The sequence below is a fragment of the Castellaniella denitrificans genome, assembly GCF_042653765.1.
In the GTDB taxonomy this organism is placed as follows: domain Bacteria; phylum Pseudomonadota; class Gammaproteobacteria; order Burkholderiales; family Burkholderiaceae_B; genus Castellaniella; species Castellaniella denitrificans.
This window is the reverse complement of sequence record NZ_JBHSEZ010000028.1, coordinates 512449-532074: the sequence shown is the minus strand read 5'-3', so window position 1 is coordinate 532074 and position 19626 is coordinate 512449. Positions and strand designations below refer to the sequence as shown.

Genomic DNA, 19626 nt, shown 5'->3' with positions numbered 1-19626 from the left:
TACCGCATCAGGAGACACACGATGGCAAACGATACCCGCCAAGTCGTTCAAGGCGTCCAGGAAATGACCCCGTCCGAGGCCTTCGTCGAGACCATGGTCGCCAATGGCGTGACCGAAATCTTCGGCATCATGGGCTCGGCGTTCATGGACGCCATGGACATCTTCGCCCCGGCCGGAATCAAGCTGATTCCGGTGGTTCACGAACAGGGCGCCGCCCACATGGCCGACGGCTTCGCCCGCGTCAGCGGCCGCACGGGCGTGGTGATCGGCCAGAACGGTCCCGGCATCAGCAACTGCGTCACCGCGATCGCCGCCGCCTACTGGGCCCATACGCCCGTGGTCATCGTCACTCCGGAGGCCGGCACCACCGGCATCGGCCTGGGCGGCTTCCAGGAAGCCAGGCAGTTGCCGATGTTCCAGGAATTCACCAAGTACCAGGGCCACGTCACCCATCCGGCCCGCATGGCCGAATACACCGCCCGCTGCTTCGCCCGCGCCCGGGACGAAATGGGACCGGCCCAGCTCAACATCCCGCGCGACTATTTCTACGGCAAGATCAAATGCGAGATCCCCCTGCCCCAGCCGCTGGATCGCGGCCCGGGCGGCGCCCAGAGCCTGGACGCGGCCGCCAGGCTGCTGGCCGAGGCCAAGTTCCCCGTCATCATTTCCGGCGGCGGCGTGGTCATGGGCGACGCGGTCGAGGAATGCAAGGCCCTGGCCGAGCGCCTGGGCGCGCCGGTGGTCAACAGCTACCTGCACAACGACTCCTTCCCCGCCAGCCATCCGCTGTGGTGCGGCCCGCTGGGCTACCAGGGCTCCAAGGCGGCCATGAAGCTGCTGGCCGACGCCGACGTGGTGCTGGCCCTGGGGACCCGCCTGGGGCCTTTCGGCACCCTGCCGCAGCATGGCCTGGACTACTGGCCCAAGAACGCCAGGATCATCCAGGTCGACGCCGACAGCAAGATGCTGGGCCTGGTCAAGAAAATCACCGTGGGCGTCTGCGGCGACGCCAAGGCCTCCGCGGCCGAGATCTCCCGCCGCATCGACGGCATGAAGCTGGCCTGCGACGCCAACAAGGCCGAGCGCGCCGCCCGCATCCAGGCGGAAAAGGACGCCTGGGAACAGGAACTGACGGACTGGACCCACGAACGCGATCCGTTCAGCCTGGACATGATCGAAGAACAGAGCAAGGAAGAAGGCAACTGGCTGCATCCGCGCCAGGTGCTGCGCGAGCTGGAAAAGGCCATGCCGGAAGATGTGATGGTGTCCACCGACATCGGCAACATCAACTCGGTGGCCAACAGCTACCTGCGCTTCGAGAAGCCCCGCAGCTTCTTCGCCGCCATGAGCTGGGGCAACTGCGGCTACGCCTTCCCCACCATCATCGGGGCCAAGGTCGCGGCGCCGCACCGTCCGGCCGTGTCCTACGCGGGCGACGGAGCCTGGGGCATGAGCATGAGCGAAATCATGACCTGCGTGCGCCATGACATCCCCGTGACCGCCGTGGTCTTCCACAATCGCCAATGGGGCGCGGAAAAGAAGAACCAGGTGGACTTCTACAACCGCCGCTTCGTGGCGGGAGAACTGGAAAGCGAAAGCTTCGCCGGCATCGCCCGGGCCATGGGCGCCGAGGGCGTCGTGGTCGATCGCATCGAGGACGTGGGCCCGGCCCTGAAGAAGGCCATCGACGCGCAGATGAACGATCGCAAGACCACCGTGATCGAAATCATGTGCACCCGGGAACTGGGCGATCCGTTCCGCCGCGACGCGCTGTCCAAGCCCGTCCGGCTGCTGGAAAAGTATCGCGACTACACCTGATCCCGGCCCCGAGGAGACGCCCATGCGCGCACAGGACATGCTGCTGGATGCCGCCCGGCGCGACCCGAAGCGGATCGTCCTGTGCGAAGGGGACGACCCCCGGGTGAAGGCTGCGGCCCGCCGGGCGGCCGCCGACGGCATCGCCCAGGTCCTTCTGCTGGGATCGTCGGAGGACGTCCCGGGCGTGCATGGCATCCGGCCCGCCGATTCCGGCTGGCTGGATGCGTTCGCCGAGGAACTGCTGTCCCTGCGCCGCGCACGCGGCATGACGCCGGAACAGGCCCGGGAGGCCGTGCGCCAGCCGCTGGTCTTCGCCGCCTTGATGGTGCGGCTCGGGCACGCCGACGGCTCCGTCGCCGGCGCCGTCCACACCACGGCGGACGTCGTGCGCACCGCCATCCAGGTCATCGGCAAGCGGCCTGGCGTGCGGACCGTATCCAGCTTCTTCATGATGATGCGCGACGAGCCCTTTCCGACCGGGGAGCATGCCATGGTCTTTTCCGATTGCGGCCTGGTGATCGAACCCGACAGCCGCGAACTGGCCGAAATCGCCCTGGCCTCGGCGCGCAGCGCCCGGACTCTGCTGGGGATCGAGCCGCGCGTGGCCATGCTCTCGTTTTCCACCCACGGCAGCGCCGCCCATCAGCAGATCGACAAGATCCGCGAAGCCATGGCACTGGCCCGGCGGCAGGCGCCGGACCTGCTCATCGACGGCGAAATGCAGCTCGATACCGCGATCGTGCCGGAAGTCGCCCGGCGCAAATGGCCGCAGTCCTCCGTGGCGGGCCAGGCCAACGTGCTGGTCTTTCCCAGCCTGGACGCCGGGAACATCGGCTACAAGCTCGTCGAGCGCCTGGGCCATGCCACCGCCCTGGGGCCGATCCTGCAGGGTCTGGACAAGCCGGCCAACGATTTGTCCCGGGGCTGTTCGGCGGACGACATCCACCAGGTGATCGCCGTCACCGCCGTGCAGGCGGCCTGGACGGACTGATCAAGGACGCCGGCGGCGCGGCGCGAGCGTCCGGATCAGCGCCAGCAACGCCTGCATGGTCACGCCGCCGTCCAGGTCCAGCCCGATCGAATGCGGGTAATAGGCGCTCAAGTCCTGGTTCACGCCCACCGCCAGGATCTCGACGCCGCGCTCGCGCGTGTAATGGCGCACCACCTGGCGCAAATGCGCATCGAGGAATCCGGGCGGATTGGCCAGGGCGGTGGCGCTGTCCATCGGGCCGCCATCGGACACGACCCACAGGATCCTGCGCCGCTCGTCCCGCTGGGCCAGCAGGCGTTCGCACGCCCATTGCACGGCCTCGCCGTCGATGCCCTCGCGGAACAGTTCCGGCTTCATGGCGGCCGTCAGGCCCAGCCGGCCCTGCCGGCGCGGCATGGCCTGCGACCAGAAGACCACGTGCTGCAGCTCGTTGAGCCGGCCCGGATGCTCGGGGCGGCCACGCGCGGCCTGCCATTCGCGGGCCGGCCGGCCGCCGTTCCAGGCGCCGGTGGTGAAGCCCAGCAGCTCGAAAGGCACGTCGGCGCGGCCGAACACGCGCGCCAGCAGATCCATCAGCAGCGCCAGGCGCGGGCCGTGGTGCCGCATCGATCCCGAGCAGTCCAGCAACAGCGCGATCCGCGCCTGCGCGACGGGCTCGTCGCGCTCGCGAAAGAACACCCGGTGATCATCGGGCGAGCCGATCAGTTGCGCCAGGCGGCGGCCGTCGATCCAGCCCTCGTCCTGGCCGAACAGGCGGCCCGAGGGCTGGGGCCTGAACAGCATCCGCCGCAAGGCCTGCGCCAGGCGGGACAGCGACCAGGGCAGCCGGGCGACTTCCTCGTCGAGGCGGCGGCGGTAATCCCGCAGCAAGGCCGGGCGCACCAGGCTGGCGGCCTCGACGACCCGGTCGTGGCGCCGGGTCCAGACGGCATAGCCGGAACCGGCCGCCTCCCCGGCTGGCGAACCACCCGCCGCCTGGCCGGCCGCTTCGTCCTCGTCGATTCCCGGCGGCAGCAGGGCCACGGAAAAATCCAGGTGCCGCTTCGGCGGGCGCTTCTTTTCCTTTCCGGCCAGGTCCTGGAACCATCGGGCCAGCGCCGTCGCCAGCTCCGCCGCCACGGGCGCGTAAGCCGCCTGGTCTTCGCGCAGCAGGCGCAGCCGCGCCAGCGGCCCGGCCAGCAGGGGCCCCATCCGGTAGCGAGCGGATTCGATCAGGTCTTCCAGGCGCTCCGGGACCGGCTCGTCGAACAGCCGGCCGCGGGCCATCAGGGCGAGGCAGAACAGGTGCTGGCCCGTCCGGGTCTCGATCAGGCCGGACCCCTGGAACCGGAACAGCCATTGCTCGAAGCGCCGGCGCAGATTGTCCCGCATGCCCGGCCAGCGTTCGGGCGCCAGGGCTTCCACGCGCCATTGCTCCAGCCACTCGAAGATCAGCGCGGCGACCGGATCCAGCAAGGAAATCCGATCCTGGTGCAGGCGCGCGTCGGATCGCAGCAGGCGCAGAGCCAGCGCGTCGGCCAGCGCCCGATAGGCCGGCGGATCGTCCAGCCCCGGCTGCGTCTGCAGGTGGGGCGCGCCGTCCGGCAGGAGGGTGTCGCCGTTCCAGGGCCTGCCGGCCTCGAAGTGCACCCGCGGCTGCCGGGACAGCGCCCGGATCGTCGCGGCCGTCCGGGCCTCCAGCGCGTGGCGGCGGGCCCAGTCGCGCACGTCAGGCGTCGTCATGCCCGGGGAGCGGGACGGCGGCGGCCATCTCCAGCTCCGTACCGAAACAGCGCTGGAAGTATTCCGCCACGGCGGCCTGCTCCGAGGCGTCGCATTTGTTCAGGAATGCGTAGCGGAAGGCGCGGGCGGGCGACTGGAAAATGCGCAGGTTTTCCGCCCAGGAGATCAGGGTGCGCGGCGACATCAGCGTGGACAGGTCGCCGCTCTGGAAGCCGGCGCGCGTCAGCGCGGCGACCTCGACCATGGCGGCGATCAGGCGGCGGCCTTCGGGGTGGTTCAGTTCCGGCACCTGCACCGCGACGATCTCGATTTCGGCCTCGGGGCTGAGATAATTCAGGGTGGCGACGATGTTCCAGCGGTCCAGCTGCGCATGATTGAGGCGCTGGACGCCGTAGTACAGGCCGCTGCTGTCGCCCAGCCCCACGCTGTTGGCGGTGGCGAACAGGCGAAAGCCGGAATGCGGCGCGATGACCCGGTTCTGGTCCAGCAGCGTGAAATGGCCGTCGCGCTCCAGGATGCGCTGCAGGACGAACATGACCTCCGGCCGTCCGGCGTCATATTCGTCCAGCACCAGCGCCATGGGCCGCTGCAGCGCCCAGGGCAGGATGCCTTCCTTGAATTCCGTGACCTGGCTGCCTTCGCGCAGCACGATGGCGTCGCGCCCGACCAGGTCCAGGCGGCTGATGTGACCGTCCAGGTTGACCCGGATGCAGGGCCAGTTCAGGCGGGCCGCGACCTGTTCGATATGCGTGGATTTGCCCGTGCCGTGCATGCCCTGGATCAGGACCCGGCGGTTGCACGAAAATCCGGCCAGGATCGCCAGGGTCGTATCCGGGTCGAAGCGGTAGTTCGGATCGGCTTCGGGCACGTACTCGCTGGGTTCGGCGAACGCCATGACCTCGAGATCGCTGTCCAGGCCGAAGCCGTCGCGCACGGACAGGCGCTTCGTGCCCAGGTCCGTGTCCACCAGCCGCTTCATGAGGCGGCCCGTTGCCGGATCGCGGCGCGCTCGGGGTAGCTGTCGGCCTCGATGTCCGCCAGTGCCTGGGCGGCGCGACGCAGCGCGGGCAGGCAGGACTCGATGCGCTGCGCCTGGAACCGGATCGTCGGCGCCTGGATGGCGATCCCCAGGTTGGACTTGCCGGACGGCATCGGCACCAGCATGGCGATGCAGGTCAGGCCGGGCAGGAATTCCTCGTCGTCCCTCGCATGGCCGTCCTTGGAAACTTTACGCAGCTCGGCCTCCAGCGCCTGCGGATCGGTGATCGTCTTTTCCGTGTACTTCTCGAGCGTGCCGGGCACCAGCAGGCGCTTGCGCTGCGAGGCCGACATCTGCGTCAGGAACAGCTTGCCGCTGGCGGAGCAATGCAAGGGCACCCGCGAGCCCGGATGCAGGTAAAAACGCAGCGGCGCCGGCGTCTCGACACGATCCAGGTACAAGACTTCGCTGCCGGCGCAACTGGTGATGTTGCAGCTTTCACCCACCTCGGACACCAGGGTGCGCAGCACGTTGCGGCGGGCGCCGTGCACGGTGTTGTTCAGCAGCAGGTTTTCCGCGATCCGCCGCAGGCGCACGCCGGTGCTGTAATGGCGCCCATCCCCGTCGCGCTGGATCATGCCGGCACTGTCGAGCTGCTGCAGCATGCGGTGCAGCGTGGGCTTGGGCAGTCCCAGTTCCTCCACCAGGCTTTGCAACGAGAAGTACTGGTCCTTTTCCGCGATCACTTCCAGGAGCGCGAACAGGCGGATGGCGGGGGTATCGCCATCCAGTTTGGTCGGCAAGGGGGCAAGTTCGACTGGACGCATGGAGTTCTAGGCCTTATATTTCAATAACAGGAACTTATTGTACCGATTTTAGGATTTTTAGCTAGGGTAATGATGAATATCGGAATCGCCGGCGCGGGCGTGCTCGGACGGCTGCTGGCCTGGAGGCTGACCCGCGCGGGCCATCGGGTGACCGTCCTCGATCCGGCGGGCGGCCCGCTGGACAGGGGCGCGGCCGGATGGACGGCGGCGGGCATGCTCTCGCCATCCGCCGAGCTGGAGTGCGCCGATCTTCAGGTCTTCCAGGACGGCCTGGACTCGATCGACATGTGGGCGGAAATCGTGGCGGCGCTGCCCGGCCCCCCCGATTTCGCCCGGCGCGGCAGTCTGCTGCTGGCGCATCGCGGCGACGGCGGAGCCGCGCGCCGCCTGGTGGACCTGATCGAGCGCAAGGCGCCCGAAGCCCACCGGCCCCAACCGCTGGCCGCCGCGGCCCTGGGCGAACTGGAACCGGACATCCACGGTCCGGCCCTGGCCTGGTTCCTGCCCCACGAGGGCGCCCTCGATGCGCCGCAACTCATGCAAGCCTTGTATGAAGGCGCGCAGGCGGCCGACTGGCGCTGGGGGCTGTCGGTGGAACAGGCGGGCGAAGGGTTCCTGGCGGCCGGCGGCCGGCGCCATGTCTTCGACCACGTGTTCGACGCGCGCGGCCTGGGCCAGCGGCCCGCTCGCGGCCCGGCCGCCGGCTGCGCGGACGTGCGCGGCGTACGCGGCGAAATCTTCCTGGTGCGCGCCCCGGACGTCCGGCTGGCGCGGCCCGTACGCCTGCTGCATCCGCGCCATCGCGTCTACATCGTGCCGCGCCGCGATCATCACTTCGTCATCGGCGCGAGCGAAATCGAGAGCGAGGACCGCTCCCCCGTGTCGCTGCGCACCACCGTCGAGCTGCTGGCGGCCGCGCACAGCGTGCTGCCCGGCCTGGCCGAGGCGCGCATCGTGCGCATGGAAACCAATCTGCGTCCGGCGCTGCGCGACAACCTGCCCCTGATCGAACAGGCGGCGGGCCTAACCCGCATCAACGGCCTGTTCCGCCATGGCTGGATGATCGCGCCGGCGATGACCGCGCGCGCCATCCGCCAGGCCGGCATCCCCTTCCCCGCTTCCGGAGGCCACACTGCATGAACACCATCCCGATCTATTTCAACGGCGAGTCCCGCGCCATCCCCGACGGCACGACCCTGCAGCAGGCGCTGGCGCTGCTGGCGCCTGGCGGCGCGCCGGATCACTCCCCGGTCGCCACCGCCCTCAACGGCAGCCACGTCGCCCGCCCGCGCCGGGAGCACGTCCGGCTGGCGCCGGGAGACCACATCACCACCTTCACCCCGATCGTCGGAGGCTGAACGCCATGAGCTGGCAAATCGCCGACACCGGACTCGACAGCCGCTTCTTCCTCGGCACGGCCGCCTACCCTTCCCCGCAGGTCATGCTGGACGCCGTGCGCGCCTCCGGCGCCCAGGTCGTCACGGTCGGCCTCAAGCGCCAGGCGGCGGCCGGCGCCCACGGCGGGCGGCCCTTTTTCTCGATGCTCCAGGAACTGGGGTGCCATCTGCTGCCGAATACGGCGGGCTGTGGCACGGCGGCCGAGGCGGTCGCGCTGGCCCACATGGCGCGCGAGCTCTTCGGCACGTCCTGGATCAAGCTGGAGGTGATCGGCGACGAGCACACGCTGCAGCCGGACGTGTTCGAACTGGTCGCGGCGGCCGGGACGCTGGCGCGCGACGGCTTCCAGGTCTTTCCCTACTGCACGGACGATCTGATCGTCTGCCGGCGCCTGCTGGACGCGGGCTGCGTGGCGCTGATGCCCTGGGCGGCGCCCATCGGCTCCGGCCAGGGCCTGATCAATCCGTCGGCGCTGCGCACCCTGCGCGAACGCCTGCCGGATACGCCCCTGATCGTCGACGCCGGCATCGGCTCGCCCATGGACGCCACGCAGGCCATGGAACTCGGCTTCGACGCGGTGCTGCTGAATTCGGCCGTCTCCCGCGCCCTGGATCCGGTGCGCATGGCCGAAGCCTTCAAATGGGCCATCCAGGCCGGACGGCTGGCCTGGGAAGCCGGCATCATGGCGGAACAGGACATGGCGGTCGCCACGACGCCGGTCTCGGGCCGGCCTTTCGTGCTGGACTGAGGCCGGCGGCCACCGCACGGACGTCAGACGGTGCGGGCGTCCTCCAGGATGAAATCGGCCGCGCGCTCGGCGATCATCACGGTGGGGACGTTGGTATTGCCGGAAACGATCGTCGGCATGACGGAGGCGTCCACCACGCGCAGGCCGCCGATGCCGTGCACGCGCAGGCGCTGGTCGACCACGGCCTCGCGGTCCGAGGCGGGCCCCATCCTGGCGGTGCCGACGGGGTGGAAAATCGTGGCGCCATGCTCCCGGCAGAAATGCAGGATTTCGTCGTCGCCGCGCACATCGCCGCCGGGGCGGAATTCCCGCTTCATCAGCGCGTCGAGCGGCGCCGTGGCGGCCAGGCGGCGGGCGTATTTCACGCCGGCGACGGCGGTGCGCCGGTCGCGGTCGCTGTCCAGGTAGTTGGGCTGGATGGAAGGCGCCTGCAGAGGATCGGCCGAGCGGATGCGGATCGTCCCGCGCGATTCCGGGCGCAGCTGGCACATGGAATATGTGCAGCCGGAAAAATCGTGCACCACGCCGCCGGCCATATCCGCGGACAGCGTCCCGAAGTGCAGTTGCGCGTCCGCCGTCGGGCTGTCGGGCAGAACGCGGCAGAAGGCCGCGCCCTGGTTGATGCCGATCGCCAGCGGCCCGCTCCGGAAGAGCAGCCATTGCAGGCCGATGCCCGCCTTGCCCCATACGGTGCGCAACTGGTCGTTGGTGGTGATGGGTTTGCCGACCTCGTAGATCAGGCGGACCTGCAGGTGATCCTGCAGGTTGGCGCCGACCCCGGGCAGGTCCTTGACCACTGCGACACCGTGTTCGGCCAGCAAGCCGGCCGGACCCATGCCGGAGAGCTGCAGTATCTGGGGTGACTGGACGGCGCCGGCCGACAGGATCACCTCGCGCGCGGCCCGCAGCGCGAGGTTCCGGCCGTTTTTCCTGTACGCCACGCCGCGCGCTCGCGTGCCTTCCATGAGCAGGCCTGTGACCTGGGCGCCGGTTTCGATGCGCAGATTGGCCCGCCTGCGCGCCGGGTCCAGGTAGGCGACCGCCGTCGAGCAACGCTTTCCCCTGCGGGTGGTCAACTGGTAGTAGCCGATCCCTTCGTTGTCGCCTTCGTTGAAATCGCGCCGCCGTTCCAGCCCCAGTTCTTCACCGGCCCGGATCAACGCCTCGACCAGCGGATGCCCGGTCTTGATGGAGGTGGCGTTCAGGGGGCCCCGGGTACCGCGTGTGGGCCCCGCGCCCAGATCATTGGTTTCCAGCTTGCGGAAATAGGGCAGGCACTCTTCCCAGCCCCAGCCCGGATTGCCCGAATCCTTCCAGCGGTCGTAATCCTGTCGCTGCCCGCGGATGTAGATCAGGCCGTTGATCGAGCTGGAGCCTCCCAGCGTACGGCCGCGCGGCCAGTAGATGCGGCGCCCCAGCATATTGGCGTCCGGATCGGTGTGGAAGCCCCAGTTCAGCGTATCGTGGAACATGGTCTTGCCGTAGCCGATCGGGATATGGATCCAGGGATTGCGGTCCCGTGGCCCCGCCTCGAGCAGGCAGACGGTGTATTTTCCGTTTTCACTCAGGCGGTTGGCCAGGACGCAGCCCGCCGACCCCGCCCCCACCACGATGTAATCGACTGTATTGGACACGCAGGACTCCGATCCGGCACGGGCCGGACTGGAATCCATCCTATCCATGATGATTCAGGACTCAAGTTAAACTGGGATGCCGTTTCGCCAGCGGAACGGTAAGTTCCAGAATCATTCCAAGGGTGGACCGATGGCAGACTCCCCGGCGCGTTATCTTCGTGAACTGCGCGTGTTGGAACAACTGGCGCGCACCCGGCATCCCCAGACCCTGTCCATGCTGGCCCACCGCCTGGATTTGCCCAAGACCTCGCTCATGCGCCTCCTGGCGGCGATGCTGGAAGCCGGCTTCATCATCAAGGCGCCGGGCGAACAGGGCTTCCTGCCGGGGACCCGCGCCGCGCGGCTGGCGGTGTCGCTCCTGGGGGCCCCTCATTTCTCCCGCGCCGCGCGGACGATCCTGGCCCGGCTGGTGGAAGCCACGGGCGAAAGCTGCAACCTGACGGCGCGGGAAGGCGACAGCATGCGCTATCTGGAGCGCGTGGAGACGCCCCAGCCCCTGCGCCTGAGCATGGAAGTCGGGGCTCATGTTCCATTGCATTGCACCGCCACGGGCAAGCTCGCGCTGGCTCTGATGGACGAAACGGAACGTCGTGCCACGCTGGACCGGATCACGCTGACCGGCCATACGCCCCGGACACTGACGCAACGCAACGCGCTGGAGCACGACCTGGCGGTCATCCGCCGGCAGCGGGTCGGCGTCGACCGGGAGGAATTCATCCAGGGCATGGTGGCCGTGGCCGTGCCGGTGACCGACGGCAAGGGGCGCATGATCGCCGCCATCGCCAGCCATGGCCCGACCGCCCGCGTTTCGCTGCGGTTCCTGCTCGATCAGGTTCCCAGGATGCGGCAGGCCGCCGAGGACATGGGAAAGGTCTTCGCCGAAACCGCCGCGCCATCGGACACGGACGAAGCCGCGCCGGATCGGGAATAGGCGGACCCGCGCCCATGGCCGGCGGAATCGCGCCCCTGTTCCTCGCGGCCTTTATCCGTTCCGCCTGTCGGCCCTCTCGCCGGCCCGGGCCGCGCCCGCGCTATCATGGGCGCTGACCGATTGTTTGAAACATTCATATTCACGGATTCACCATGGAAGGCCTCGCCATTGACGGATTTCAACCCTTGCCCGAATGCGCGCTGGTGCGCGTCCAGGGGCCGGACGCCGCGTCGTTCCTGCACGGACAGCTGACGCATGGCGTCACGGACCTGGACGGCGGCCTGGCGGCCCCGGCCGCCTACTGCACGGCCCAGGGCCGCCTGCTGGCCAACGGCGCGCTGTGGCGGGCGGGCGACGAAGAGCTCGTCTGGATGGTGTCGCGCGACCTGGCCGAAGGCCTGGTCAAGCGCCTGCGCATGTTCGTGCTGCGCGCCCGGGTCGCGATCGGCGTGGACGAGACCCCGAATATCTGGGGCGCGCTGGGCGCCGGGGCCGTGCCGGCCGCGCTGCACGCGGCGCCGGCCTGGACTCGCGCCTCGATCGAGGGCGCGGACTGGATCGTGGCTCCGATGTCCCGGGCGGAGCGGCCCGCCGCCTGGCGCCTGTCGGAGGCCGCGCCGGACAAGGCCGGCACGCTCGAGGACGGCGCCTGGACCGCGTCGCGGCTGGACGGCGGCTGGCCCTGGATCCGGGCGGCGTCCCAGGACCAGTTCCTGCCCGCTTCCCTGGACATGGACCTGAACGGCACCATCGATTTCACCAAGGGCTGCTACCCCGGCCAGGAAGTCATCGCCCGCAGCCACTACCGGGGCACGGTCAAGCGCCGCATGGCCTGCGGCACCGCGCCCTGGGCGCCGGGCGCCCCCGCCCTGCCCCCGGCATCCGATCTGTACGCCGCCGGGGACCCGACGGGCCGGCCCGTGGGGCGCGTGATCGAATCGGTCGTCCATCGGGGCCTGCTGCGCGTGGCGGCGGAAATCACCTTGTCCGACTGGCCGGCGACGCGCTACGCCGTCGGCGCGCCCGACGGCGCGGTGCTCGACCTGCGCGCGCCTTCCGGCACCGCCTGACGCCGGAGCGGTCCCCTCGACGGGTGGCGCGCGGGATGTCCCCGCCGCCACGCCCGTCTTTCAGCGCGGCTGGTGATACAGCTTCAGGATGCTGGAGAAATCCAGCTTGCCGTGGCCCTGGGCGCTGTGCAGCGCGTACAGGTTGCGCGCCAGTTCACCCAGCGGCGTGGTCGCGCGCGCCTGCATGGACGCTTCCGCCGCCAGCCCCAGGTCCTTGAGCATCAGGTCCACGCCGAAGCCCCCGGCATAGTCCTTGGAGGCCGGCGCGTTCTCCATCACGCCGGGCCAGGGGTTGTACAGCTCGGTCGCCCAGTTGCGCCCGGAACTCTTGGCGATGATGTCCGACAGCGTCTTGGGATCCAGGCCGTTGGCCACGCCCAGGGCCAGGGCCTCGGCCGTGCCGGCCATCAGGATGCCCAGCAGCATGTTGTTGCAGATCTTGGCGACCTGGCCCGCGCCCGCGTCCCCTGCGTGGAAGATGTTCTTGCCCATGGCCTGTAGATAGGGCCGCGCCGATTCCAGATCGGCGGCCGCGCCGCCGACGATGAAGGTCAGCGTGCCCGCCACGGCGCCGCCCGTGCCGCCGGACACCGGCGCGTCGATCATGCGGATGCCGCGCTGCGCGGCCGCCGCCGAGACCTTGCGGGCCGATTCCGGGGCGATGGTGCTGCATTCCAGCACCAGCGTGCCTCGGGCGATGGCCGTCAGCAGGCCGTCCTCGCCCAGGTACAAGCCCTCGACGTGACGGCTGGCCGGCAGCATGGTGACGACCAGGTCGGCCCCCGCCACGGCCTCGGCCGCCGAGGCCGCCGCCGTCGCGCCCGACTGGACCAGGGCCTGGACGGCCTGCGGGACCAGGTCGAAGACCCGCAGCGTGTGGCCCGCCTTCAGCAGGTTCTGTGCCATCGGGCCGCCCATGTGGCCCAGTCCGATGAATCCGATGGTGCTGCTCATGCCGTGTCTCCTGTGATGATGCGTGGAATTCTTGTGTGAGGTGGGGCGCGCCGGACCGCGCGGATGCGCGGCCGGCCGCTGGATCATGGGCCCAGGTCCGCCAGGGGATGGGGCTGTCCGGCCGGCCCCGCGGGCGCCAGGAAGCGCCGCGCCCAGTCCGCCGTGGCCTGCTCGTGCGTGGCCGGGTTCCAGCGCGGGGACTTGTCCTTGTCGATCAGCAGCGCGCGGATGCCTTCGCGGAAGTCCGGCTCGGCGCAGCAGTGCAGCGAGGCCGTGAACTCCATGCGGAAGGTTTCCGCCAGGGACTGGTGCCGCGCGCGCGCCAGCAGCGTGTGGCTGAGGCGGGCCGAGCCGGGCGACCCCGCCAGGAAGGTGGCGGCCGCGCGCGCCAGCCAGGGATCGGGGTCGTCCTTCCAGGCGGCGATGGCGGCGGCGATTTCCAGAAAATCGGCGCGGCCGCAGGCCAGGCGGATGGTGTCGGCGTGGCGCTGCAGCGGCCCGGGCGCGGGCGCCGGCACCTGGCAGGCATCCAGCGCGGCGTCGACCTGGGCGGCGTGGCGGGCCGGATCGGCCGCCCAGTCCGTGGCCGCCAGCGCGGCCAGCAGGGCGTCGGGCTCGCCGGCCTCGCAGACCCGGTCGGCCAGGCCGTAGTGCAGGCAGTCGGCCGCGCCCAGCTGCGCGCCGGTGAAGGCGAGGAAGGCGCCGATGCCGCGCGGCAGGCGGCTGAGCATCCAGGTGCCGGCCACGTCGGGATACAGGCCGATGGTGACTTCCGGCATGGCGAAACGCGTCGCGCCGGTGACGATGCGGTGGCTGGCGCCCAGCATCAGCCCCACGCCGCCGCCCATCACGATGCCGTCGGCCCAGCACAGCACGGGCTTGGGGTAGCGGTGGATGAGGTGGTCCAGCCGGTATTCGGTCTCGAAGAACTCGCGGGCCGGGACATTGGCCCAGGCGTCGCCCGCCGGGCTCTCGAGCATGGCGCGGTACAGGGCGTGCAGGTCGCCCCCGGCGCAGAAGGCCTTGCCGCCCGTGCCCTTCAGGACGACGGCGGCGATCCCGTCGTCGCCGGCCCAGGCCCGCAGGCGGGCGTCGAGCAGCCGGCACATGGGCAGCGACAGACCGTTCAAGGTGCGCGGGCTGTTGAGCGTGGCCACGCCGATGCGCCGGCCGCCGCGCGCGGGGATTTCCTGGAACAGCACCGGCTCCTGGCCGGCGGATTCGGGGATGGCGGACGCGCTCATCGCAGATCGGCCTCCTGGGTGAGGATGTGGCGCGCCACGATCAGGCGCATGATTTCATTGGTGCCTTCCAGGATCTGGTGCACGCGCGTGTCGCGCACCAGCCGTTCCAGCGGGTAGTCCTTCAGGTAGCCGTAGCCGCCATGGATCTGCTGCGCGTCCAGGCAGGACTGGAAGCACAGGTCCGTGGCCAGGCGCTTGGCCATGGCGCAGTAGGCGGTGGCCTGGGGGTCGCCCTCGTCGAGCTTGCAGGCGGCCAGCCGCACCATCTGGCGCGAAGCCACGATGTTGGCCAGCAGGTCGGCCAGCTTGAACTGCAGCCCCTGGAAGTCGGCCAGCGCGCGGCCGAACTGGCGCCGTTCGCCCATGTAGCGGCGCGCGGCCTCGTAGGCGCCCTGGGCCGCGCCCACCGAGCAGGTGGCGATGTTGATGCGCCCGCCGTCCAGGCCCTTCATGGCGAAGCGGAAGCCCTCGCCTTCCTCGCCCAGGCGGTTTTCCACCGGCACCTGGACGTTCTCGAAGGTGATCGGGCGCGTGGACTGGCTGTTCCAGCCCATCTTGTTTTCCTTGCGGCCGTAGGTGATGCCGGCGCTGTCGGCGGGCACCACCAGGGCCGAGATGCCGCGCGCGCCCTCACCGCCCGTGCGGGCCATGACCACCAGCACGTCGGTGTCGCCCGCGCCGGAAATGAAGGCCTTGGCGCCATTCAGGACGTAGTGGCCGCCCTCGCGGCGGGCGCTGGTGGTCAGCGAGGCGGCGTCCGAGCCCGCGCCGGGTTCGGTGAGGCAATAGGACGCGAGCTTTTCGCCGCTGGCCAGCAGCGGCCCCCAGTGGTCGCGCACCCGGGGCTGGGCCCAGGAGCCGATCATCCAGGTGGCCATGTTGTGGATGGTGATGAAGGCGGTGGTGGAGGGATCGACGGCGGCCATTTCCTCGAACACCAGCGTGGCGTCCAGGCGCGGCAGGCCCAGTCCGCCGATGGATTCGGGCGCGTACATGGCGCAGAACCCGAGCGCGCCGGCCTTGGCGAAGGCCTCGCGGGGAAAGATGTGTTCCTCGTCCCACTGCGCCGCGTAGGGGGCCAGTTCCCCCTGGGCGAATTCTCGGGCGGCCTGTGCGAAGGCCTGTTGCTCCTCGGTGAGGCGAAAATCCATGGTGCGTGTCTCCGGATTTTGTATGGGGCTGTCGCGGCATGCTCGTGGCGCCGCCCGACGCGGCCTGGCCCGGGTAGGGGCCGGCCGATGCGCCGCAGGTTTAATGTAGCACTTTGACGGCCTGCTTCCGCGCGGCCCGCCCACCTTAGCGCAGCCGCCGCGGCGCGGCTGTCGCGCACGCGACATTTTCCCGCGACATGCTTCTCGCACCGCCCGATGCGAGCCCCTCGGCGCCTGCCCGTTCATCGGCCCGGCGGGCCCGCCGCCAGGCCGGCGGCGTGCTAGCCCGCCTTCGGAGGCTGCCGTCCCGCATCCTGCCGGTGCGCCGCGCGCCGGCGGCGGGATTCCAGGGGGTCGAAGACCAGCGGTCGGTACAGCTCGACGCGGTCGTCCTCGCGCAGCACGCGGCGCGCGTCGCAGCGTTCGCCATACACGCCCATCGCGGGCGGATGGTCCGTGAACTCGGGGAATTCGTCGGCGAAACCGCTCAGGGCCAGCGCCTGGCCCGCGGTCGCGCCCTCGGGCACGTCCAGGGTCCGTTGCCACAGGCGCGTGGGCGCGGCGAAGGCGATGCGCACTCGCATATCGGCCCTAGCCCCCGTAGACCGCGTGGGCGCGCTGGGTGAAGGAATCGATGAAGCTGGTGGCGATCCGGTTGAAGACCGGCCCGACCACCGCCGAGAGCGCGCGGCTGGAAAAGGTGTATTCCATGGTGTAGAGCACCTTGCAGCCGTCCTCGCCCAGGGGCTGGAAGGTCCAGTGCCCGGTCAGGCTGGAAAACGGCCCGTCCACCAGGTGGAAGACGATCCTGTGCGGATATTCGTGGTCGTTGCGCGTGGTGAAGCTCTGGCGGATGCCGGCGAAGTGGATCTGCACCGTGGCCTGCATGCCCTGCTCGTTGCGCCACTGCACCTGGGCTCCGCCGCACCAGGGCATGAATTCGGGATAGCGTCCGACGTCGGCCACCAGATCGAACATCTGTTCGCAACTGAACGGAACGAGGACGGAGCGCTGGATCGAGGGCATCGGCAAGGCGGTCGGTTGGGCTAGAATGAAGGGATTTTACATTTTCAGTTCCCGCCTTGGTCGGACCCCCATGAGTATTGTCGAAAATCGCAAGGCCACCCACGATTACTTCATCGAAGAACGCTTCGAAGCGGGACTGGTGCTGGAAGGCTGGGAGGTCAAGGCCATCCGCGCCGGCCACGTCCAGCTCAAGGAAAGCTACGTCATCGTGCGCGACGGCGCCCTGTGGATCCTGGGCATGCACATCAGCCCGCTGCCCACGGCCTCGACGCACATCCACCCCAATGCCACCCGCACGCGCAAGCTGCTGCTGCACGCCGCCGAAATCAGCAAGCTGATCGGCAAGGTCGAACAGCGCGGCTATGCCCTGGTGCCGCTGAACCTGCACTACAAGGGCGGGCGCATCAAGCTGGACTTCGGCCTGGGGCGGGGCAAGAAGCTGCACGACAAGCGCGACACCCAGCGCGACAAGGACTGGGCGCGCGAGAAAGAACGGCTGATGAAGCACGACACCCGCGCCCGCAAGGGGGATTGAGCGGGAACAGGACGCCCGTCCGAAGATCGGACGTCCGCCAAGCCCGGTGCCCGGTGGCGCATCGGCCCGTGTCTTGCCCGGTCAGGGACGCCCCTCCCGGAAGGCCCGCCGGTAGGCCGTGGGCGTGGTCCGCAGGCGGGCTCGGAAGTGCTGCCGCAGCGACAGCGCGGAGCCGAAGCCGGCCGCCTGGGCGACCGCGTCGATCGGCAGGACGCTCCCCTCCAGCAATTCGCGCGCCCGCTCCAGGCGCCTGGCCAGCAGCCATTGCTTCAGCGACGTGCCCGTCGCCCGCTGGAAATGGCGCGTGAAGCTGCGCCGGCTCATCGCCGCCCGGGCGGCCAGCGTATCGATGGTGTGCGGCTGCTCCGCATGGGCGGCGGCCCAGCCCAGGACGCGGGCCAGCCGCCCCTCGCCGGGAGAGGCCGGCATCGGCCGTTCGATGAACTGGGCCTGCCCCCCGTCCCGGTGCGGCGCGACGACCAGCGCCCGGGCGGCGCGGCTGGCGGCGCCGGTGCCGCCCAGCCTGCCCAGCAGGTGCAGGCAGCAGTCCAGCCCGGCCGCGACGCCGGCCGAAGTCAGCACCCTGCCCTCGTCCACGTAGAGCGCTTCGCGCTCGACCCGCACGCCCGGATGGCGTTCGGCCAGGCGGCCGGCGTAGGCCCAGTGGGTCGTGGCGCGCAGGCCGTCGAGCAGCCCCGCCTGGGCCAACGGAAACGCGCCCAGGCATAGTCCCACCAGCCCCGCGCCACGCTTGCCGGCGCGCCGCAATGCCTGGATCAGGTCGTCCGGAGCCGGCCGGCAGTCCTCGTGCCAGGTGGGCACGATCACCCAGTCGGCCCGCTCCAGTTCCGACAGGCCGTATTCGGGGACGATCGAGAATCCGGCCGTCGTCCGCAGCGGCTCGGGGTCGGCGGCGCACACGCGCACCTCGAAGCCCGTGGCGGCGCCGCCCGGCCGCGCGCCGAAGACCAGCGAGGGGACCGACAGGTGAAAGGGCGTGATCCCGTCGAAGGCCACGACGGCGATCCGGATCGGGGCCGCGCCGGCGCGGCCGGCCGGCGGCGTCCGGGCCACCCGGGGACCGGCGGCGAAGGCGCTGGAAACGGGAATGCCGGAAGCGGGGGCGCTGAAAGCCTGGATCGTGGGATCGCTCATGATGGCCCGATTCTATCGAATCATGGTTTCCAGGCCAATACCGGCATCGGGCGGCCGGCTCCACAATGGCGCATCGGCCCTGGAGACGGGGCCGTTCCATCCCGACACCCTTTCCGGAGCCACCCCATGCCCTCCACACCTCGCCGCGCCCTGCTGGTCATCGACGTGCAGAACGAATACTTCACCGGCCGCCTGCCCATCACCCACCCGCCCGCGGAAGCATCGCTGCGCAACATCGGCCTGGCCATGGAGGCCGCCCGGAGCGCGGGCATTCCGATCGTGCGCGTCCTGCACGACGGGCCCGAAGGCGGTCCGGTGTTCGCCCCGGGTTCCGACGAATGGCAGCCGCATCCGGCCCTCGCCGGACTGCCGGTGGACCACACCGTCCACAAGACCCGGGCCAGCGCCTTCGCCGGGACGGACCTGGCCGACTGGCTGGCCGCGCGGGACATCGATACCGTGACCGTCGCGGGCTACATGACGCACAACTGCGACGCGGCGACGATCTTCGAGGCCCTGCAGCGGGGATTCGGCGCGGAATTCCTGTCCGACGCCAGCGGCTCGCCGGCCTACCGGAACGCGGCGGGCCAGGCGAGCGCGGAGGAAATCCATCGCGTGTTCTGCACCGTGTTCCACTCGAATTTCGCCGCGGTCGCCACCACGGCGGAATGGATCGAAGGCATTCGCGCGGGCCGTGCGCTGGAAAAGGACAACGTCTTCCTGTCGGGCCAGCGGGCGCGGCCGCCCCTCAGCGGATCGTGAAGCCCTCGATTTCCAGCAGGCGGACCTTGCGGCCCAGGCCGCCGCCATAGCCATTCAGGGTGCCGTCGCGGGCCAGGATGCGGTGACAGGGGATGATGATGCTGATGGGATTGCTGCCCACGGCGGTGCCGGCCGCGCGTCCATGGCCGGCGCCCAATCCCGCCCGTTCGGCCAGTTCGCCATAGGACAGGGTTTCGCCGCAGGGGACTTCCAGCAGGGCCTGCCAGATCTTCCGCTGGAAGGCCGTGCCCCGGGGTGCCAGCGGCACCTCGAAGACCGTGCGTTCGCCGCGCCAGTATTCGTCCAGTTCGCGCCGGGCCTGCTCCAGCACCGCCAGGGCGCTGGCGGGGGTGTCTTCCTGCAGCAGGCGCATGGGCGCCGCCGCGCCGGATTCCTCGTCCCGCCGGCGGGAGAAGGCCGCCGCGGATGCGGGACCGTCCGCGAACAGCTCGCCGCTTTCGCCCGTCGGCTGCCGCCGCGTCGCCCTGAACGTGCGGATCGCCCGGCCGCCCTGGAAGCCGGCCGAGGGATCGGACACCACCGCCGCGGCGGCCTCGACCCCCGGCACCCGGGGCAGATCCCGCTGATCGGTGAAGTACAGGCCGGTCAGGCCGTCCTCGTCCGAGGCCAGGAGGATCGGTCCCAGGGGGGACGGGATCAGGGCGTGGAACGGCATCGCAT

Annotated in this window: 20 protein-coding genes; 9 read left to right on the top strand and 11 right to left on the bottom strand. The window is 70.2% G+C overall.

The genetic code is table 11. The features are described 5' to 3' along the window. Positions 1–21: 21 nt before the first annotated feature. Together xsc and pta are read left to right on the top strand one after the other, a co-directional pair. The gene (xsc, locus tag ACFO27_RS14555) at positions 22–1818 is read left to right on the top strand and encodes a sulfoacetaldehyde acetyltransferase (RefSeq protein WP_376817968.1); all 1797 of its coding nucleotides are present in this window, start codon (positions 22–24) and stop codon (positions 1816–1818) included. A 22-nt stretch (positions 1819–1840) separates the two neighbouring features. Beyond that, positions 1841–2809, top strand: coding sequence for a phosphate acetyltransferase (pta, locus tag ACFO27_RS14550; RefSeq protein ID WP_376817967.1), 969 nt, complete (start codon positions 1841–1843; stop codon positions 2807–2809). Here pta and ACFO27_RS14545 read toward each other — a convergent pair whose 3' ends face one another. Genes ACFO27_RS14545 through ACFO27_RS14535 form a run of 3 tightly spaced genes read right to left on the bottom strand, consistent with a single transcriptional unit; the run spans position 2810 to position 6337 of the window. Then, positions 2810–4531 carry a cobaltochelatase CobT-related protein gene (locus tag ACFO27_RS14545; RefSeq protein ID WP_376817966.1) on the bottom strand — a complete coding sequence of 574 codons (1722 nt, stop codon included), beginning with the start codon at positions 4529–4531 and terminating at the stop codon, positions 2810–2812. Next, positions 4518–5510, bottom strand: a complete 993-nt coding sequence (locus ACFO27_RS14540) for an AAA family ATPase (RefSeq protein WP_376817965.1) — start codon at positions 5508–5510, stop codon at positions 4518–4520. The genes ACFO27_RS14545 and ACFO27_RS14540 overlap by 14 nt, the downstream gene beginning before the upstream one ends. Then, the gene (locus tag ACFO27_RS14535) at positions 5507–6337 is read right to left on the bottom strand and encodes an IclR family transcriptional regulator (protein ID WP_376817964.1); all 831 of its coding nucleotides are present in this window, start codon (positions 6335–6337) and stop codon (positions 5507–5509) included. The genes ACFO27_RS14540 and ACFO27_RS14535 overlap by 4 nt, the downstream gene beginning before the upstream one ends. Positions 6338–6409: 72 nt before the next feature. Here ACFO27_RS14535 and ACFO27_RS14530 point away from each other — a divergent pair, with 72 nt between their 5' ends. The 3 genes from ACFO27_RS14530 to ACFO27_RS14520 are packed head-to-tail and all read left to right on the top strand — an operon-like array spanning position 6410 to position 8483. After that, on the top strand, positions 6410–7477 hold the full coding sequence (locus ACFO27_RS14530; RefSeq protein ID WP_376818071.1) for an FAD-dependent oxidoreductase: 1068 nt from the start codon (positions 6410–6412) through the stop codon (positions 7475–7477). After that, positions 7474–7695 carry a sulfur carrier protein ThiS gene (thiS, locus tag ACFO27_RS14525; RefSeq protein WP_376817963.1) on the top strand — a complete coding sequence of 74 codons (222 nt, stop codon included), beginning with the start codon at positions 7474–7476 and terminating at the stop codon, positions 7693–7695. Before ACFO27_RS14530 ends, thiS begins: the two co-directional genes overlap by 4 nt. A 5-nt stretch (positions 7696–7700) precedes the next feature. Beyond that, entirely contained in the window at positions 7701–8483 is a 783-nt protein-coding gene (locus tag ACFO27_RS14520) for a thiazole synthase (protein ID WP_376817962.1), read from the top strand. 23 nt (positions 8484–8506) lie between these two features. Here the strand turns inward: ACFO27_RS14520 and ACFO27_RS14515 are convergent, their stop codons facing one another. Next, entirely contained in the window at positions 8507–10117 is a 1611-nt protein-coding gene (locus tag ACFO27_RS14515; RefSeq protein WP_376817961.1) for a GMC family oxidoreductase, read from the bottom strand. Between the two features lie 130 nt (positions 10118–10247). Between ACFO27_RS14515 and ACFO27_RS14510 the strand changes: the two genes are divergently transcribed. Both ACFO27_RS14510 and ygfZ read left to right on the top strand, forming a co-directional pair. Next, on the top strand, positions 10248–11048 hold the full coding sequence (locus ACFO27_RS14510) for an IclR family transcriptional regulator (protein ID WP_376817960.1): 801 nt from the start codon (positions 10248–10250) through the stop codon (positions 11046–11048). A 152-nt stretch (positions 11049–11200) separates the two neighbouring features. Beyond that, the gene (gene ygfZ, locus ACFO27_RS14505; RefSeq protein WP_376817959.1) at positions 11201–12118 is read left to right on the top strand and encodes a CAF17-like 4Fe-4S cluster assembly/insertion protein YgfZ; all 918 of its coding nucleotides are present in this window, start codon (positions 11201–11203) and stop codon (positions 12116–12118) included. A 60-nt stretch (positions 12119–12178) separates the two neighbouring features. Here ygfZ and mmsB read toward each other — a convergent pair whose 3' ends face one another. From mmsB to ACFO27_RS14480, 5 genes are all read right to left on the bottom strand, one after another. Next, positions 12179–13072: a 3-hydroxyisobutyrate dehydrogenase gene (mmsB, locus tag ACFO27_RS14500; protein ID WP_376817958.1), complete on the bottom strand. Its 894-nt coding sequence runs from the start codon at positions 13070–13072 to the stop codon at positions 12179–12181. A gap of 83 nt (positions 13073–13155) precedes the next feature. Continuing rightward, positions 13156–14316: an enoyl-CoA hydratase/isomerase family protein gene (locus tag ACFO27_RS14495; RefSeq protein WP_376817957.1), complete on the bottom strand. Its 1161-nt coding sequence runs from the start codon at positions 14314–14316 to the stop codon at positions 13156–13158. Continuing rightward, on the bottom strand, positions 14313–15467 hold the full coding sequence (locus ACFO27_RS14490; protein ID WP_376817956.1) for an acyl-CoA dehydrogenase family protein: 1155 nt from the start codon (positions 15465–15467) through the stop codon (positions 14313–14315). The genes ACFO27_RS14495 and ACFO27_RS14490 overlap by 4 nt, the downstream gene beginning before the upstream one ends. Before the next feature lie 281 nt (positions 15468–15748). Continuing rightward, on the bottom strand, positions 15749–16045 hold the full coding sequence (locus ACFO27_RS14485; RefSeq protein ID WP_376817955.1) for an RnfH family protein: 297 nt from the start codon (positions 16043–16045) through the stop codon (positions 15749–15751). A 13-nt stretch (positions 16046–16058) separates the two neighbouring features. Beyond that, positions 16059–16493 (bottom strand): type II toxin-antitoxin system RatA family toxin, encoded by a 435-nt coding sequence (locus tag ACFO27_RS14480; protein ID WP_376817954.1) that lies wholly within the window; start codon positions 16491–16493, stop codon positions 16059–16061. Positions 16494–16563: 70 nt separating this feature from the next. On the opposite strand from ACFO27_RS14480, the gene smpB reads away from it, so the two are divergent. Then, on the top strand, positions 16564–17028 hold the full coding sequence (smpB, locus tag ACFO27_RS14475) for an SsrA-binding protein SmpB (RefSeq protein WP_376817953.1): 465 nt from the start codon (positions 16564–16566) through the stop codon (positions 17026–17028). Positions 17029–17109: 81 nt separating this feature from the next. On the opposite strand, the gene ACFO27_RS14470 is transcribed toward smpB, so the two are convergent. Beyond that, a complete protein-coding gene (locus ACFO27_RS14470; protein ID WP_415831022.1) occupies positions 17110–18060 on the bottom strand; it encodes a GlxA family transcriptional regulator in 951 nt (316 codons plus the stop codon). A 249-nt stretch (positions 18061–18309) separates the two neighbouring features. On the opposite strand from ACFO27_RS14470, the gene ACFO27_RS14465 reads away from it, so the two are divergent. Continuing rightward, positions 18310–18945: a cysteine hydrolase family protein gene (locus tag ACFO27_RS14465; RefSeq protein ID WP_376817951.1), complete on the top strand. Its 636-nt coding sequence runs from the start codon at positions 18310–18312 to the stop codon at positions 18943–18945. Here ACFO27_RS14465 and ACFO27_RS14460 read toward each other — a convergent pair. Next, positions 18932–19621 (bottom strand): methylated-DNA--[protein]-cysteine S-methyltransferase, encoded by a 690-nt coding sequence (locus ACFO27_RS14460; RefSeq protein ID WP_376817950.1) that lies wholly within the window; start codon positions 19619–19621, stop codon positions 18932–18934. The genes ACFO27_RS14465 and ACFO27_RS14460 overlap by 14 nt on opposite strands. Positions 19622–19626 lie beyond the last annotated feature (5 nt).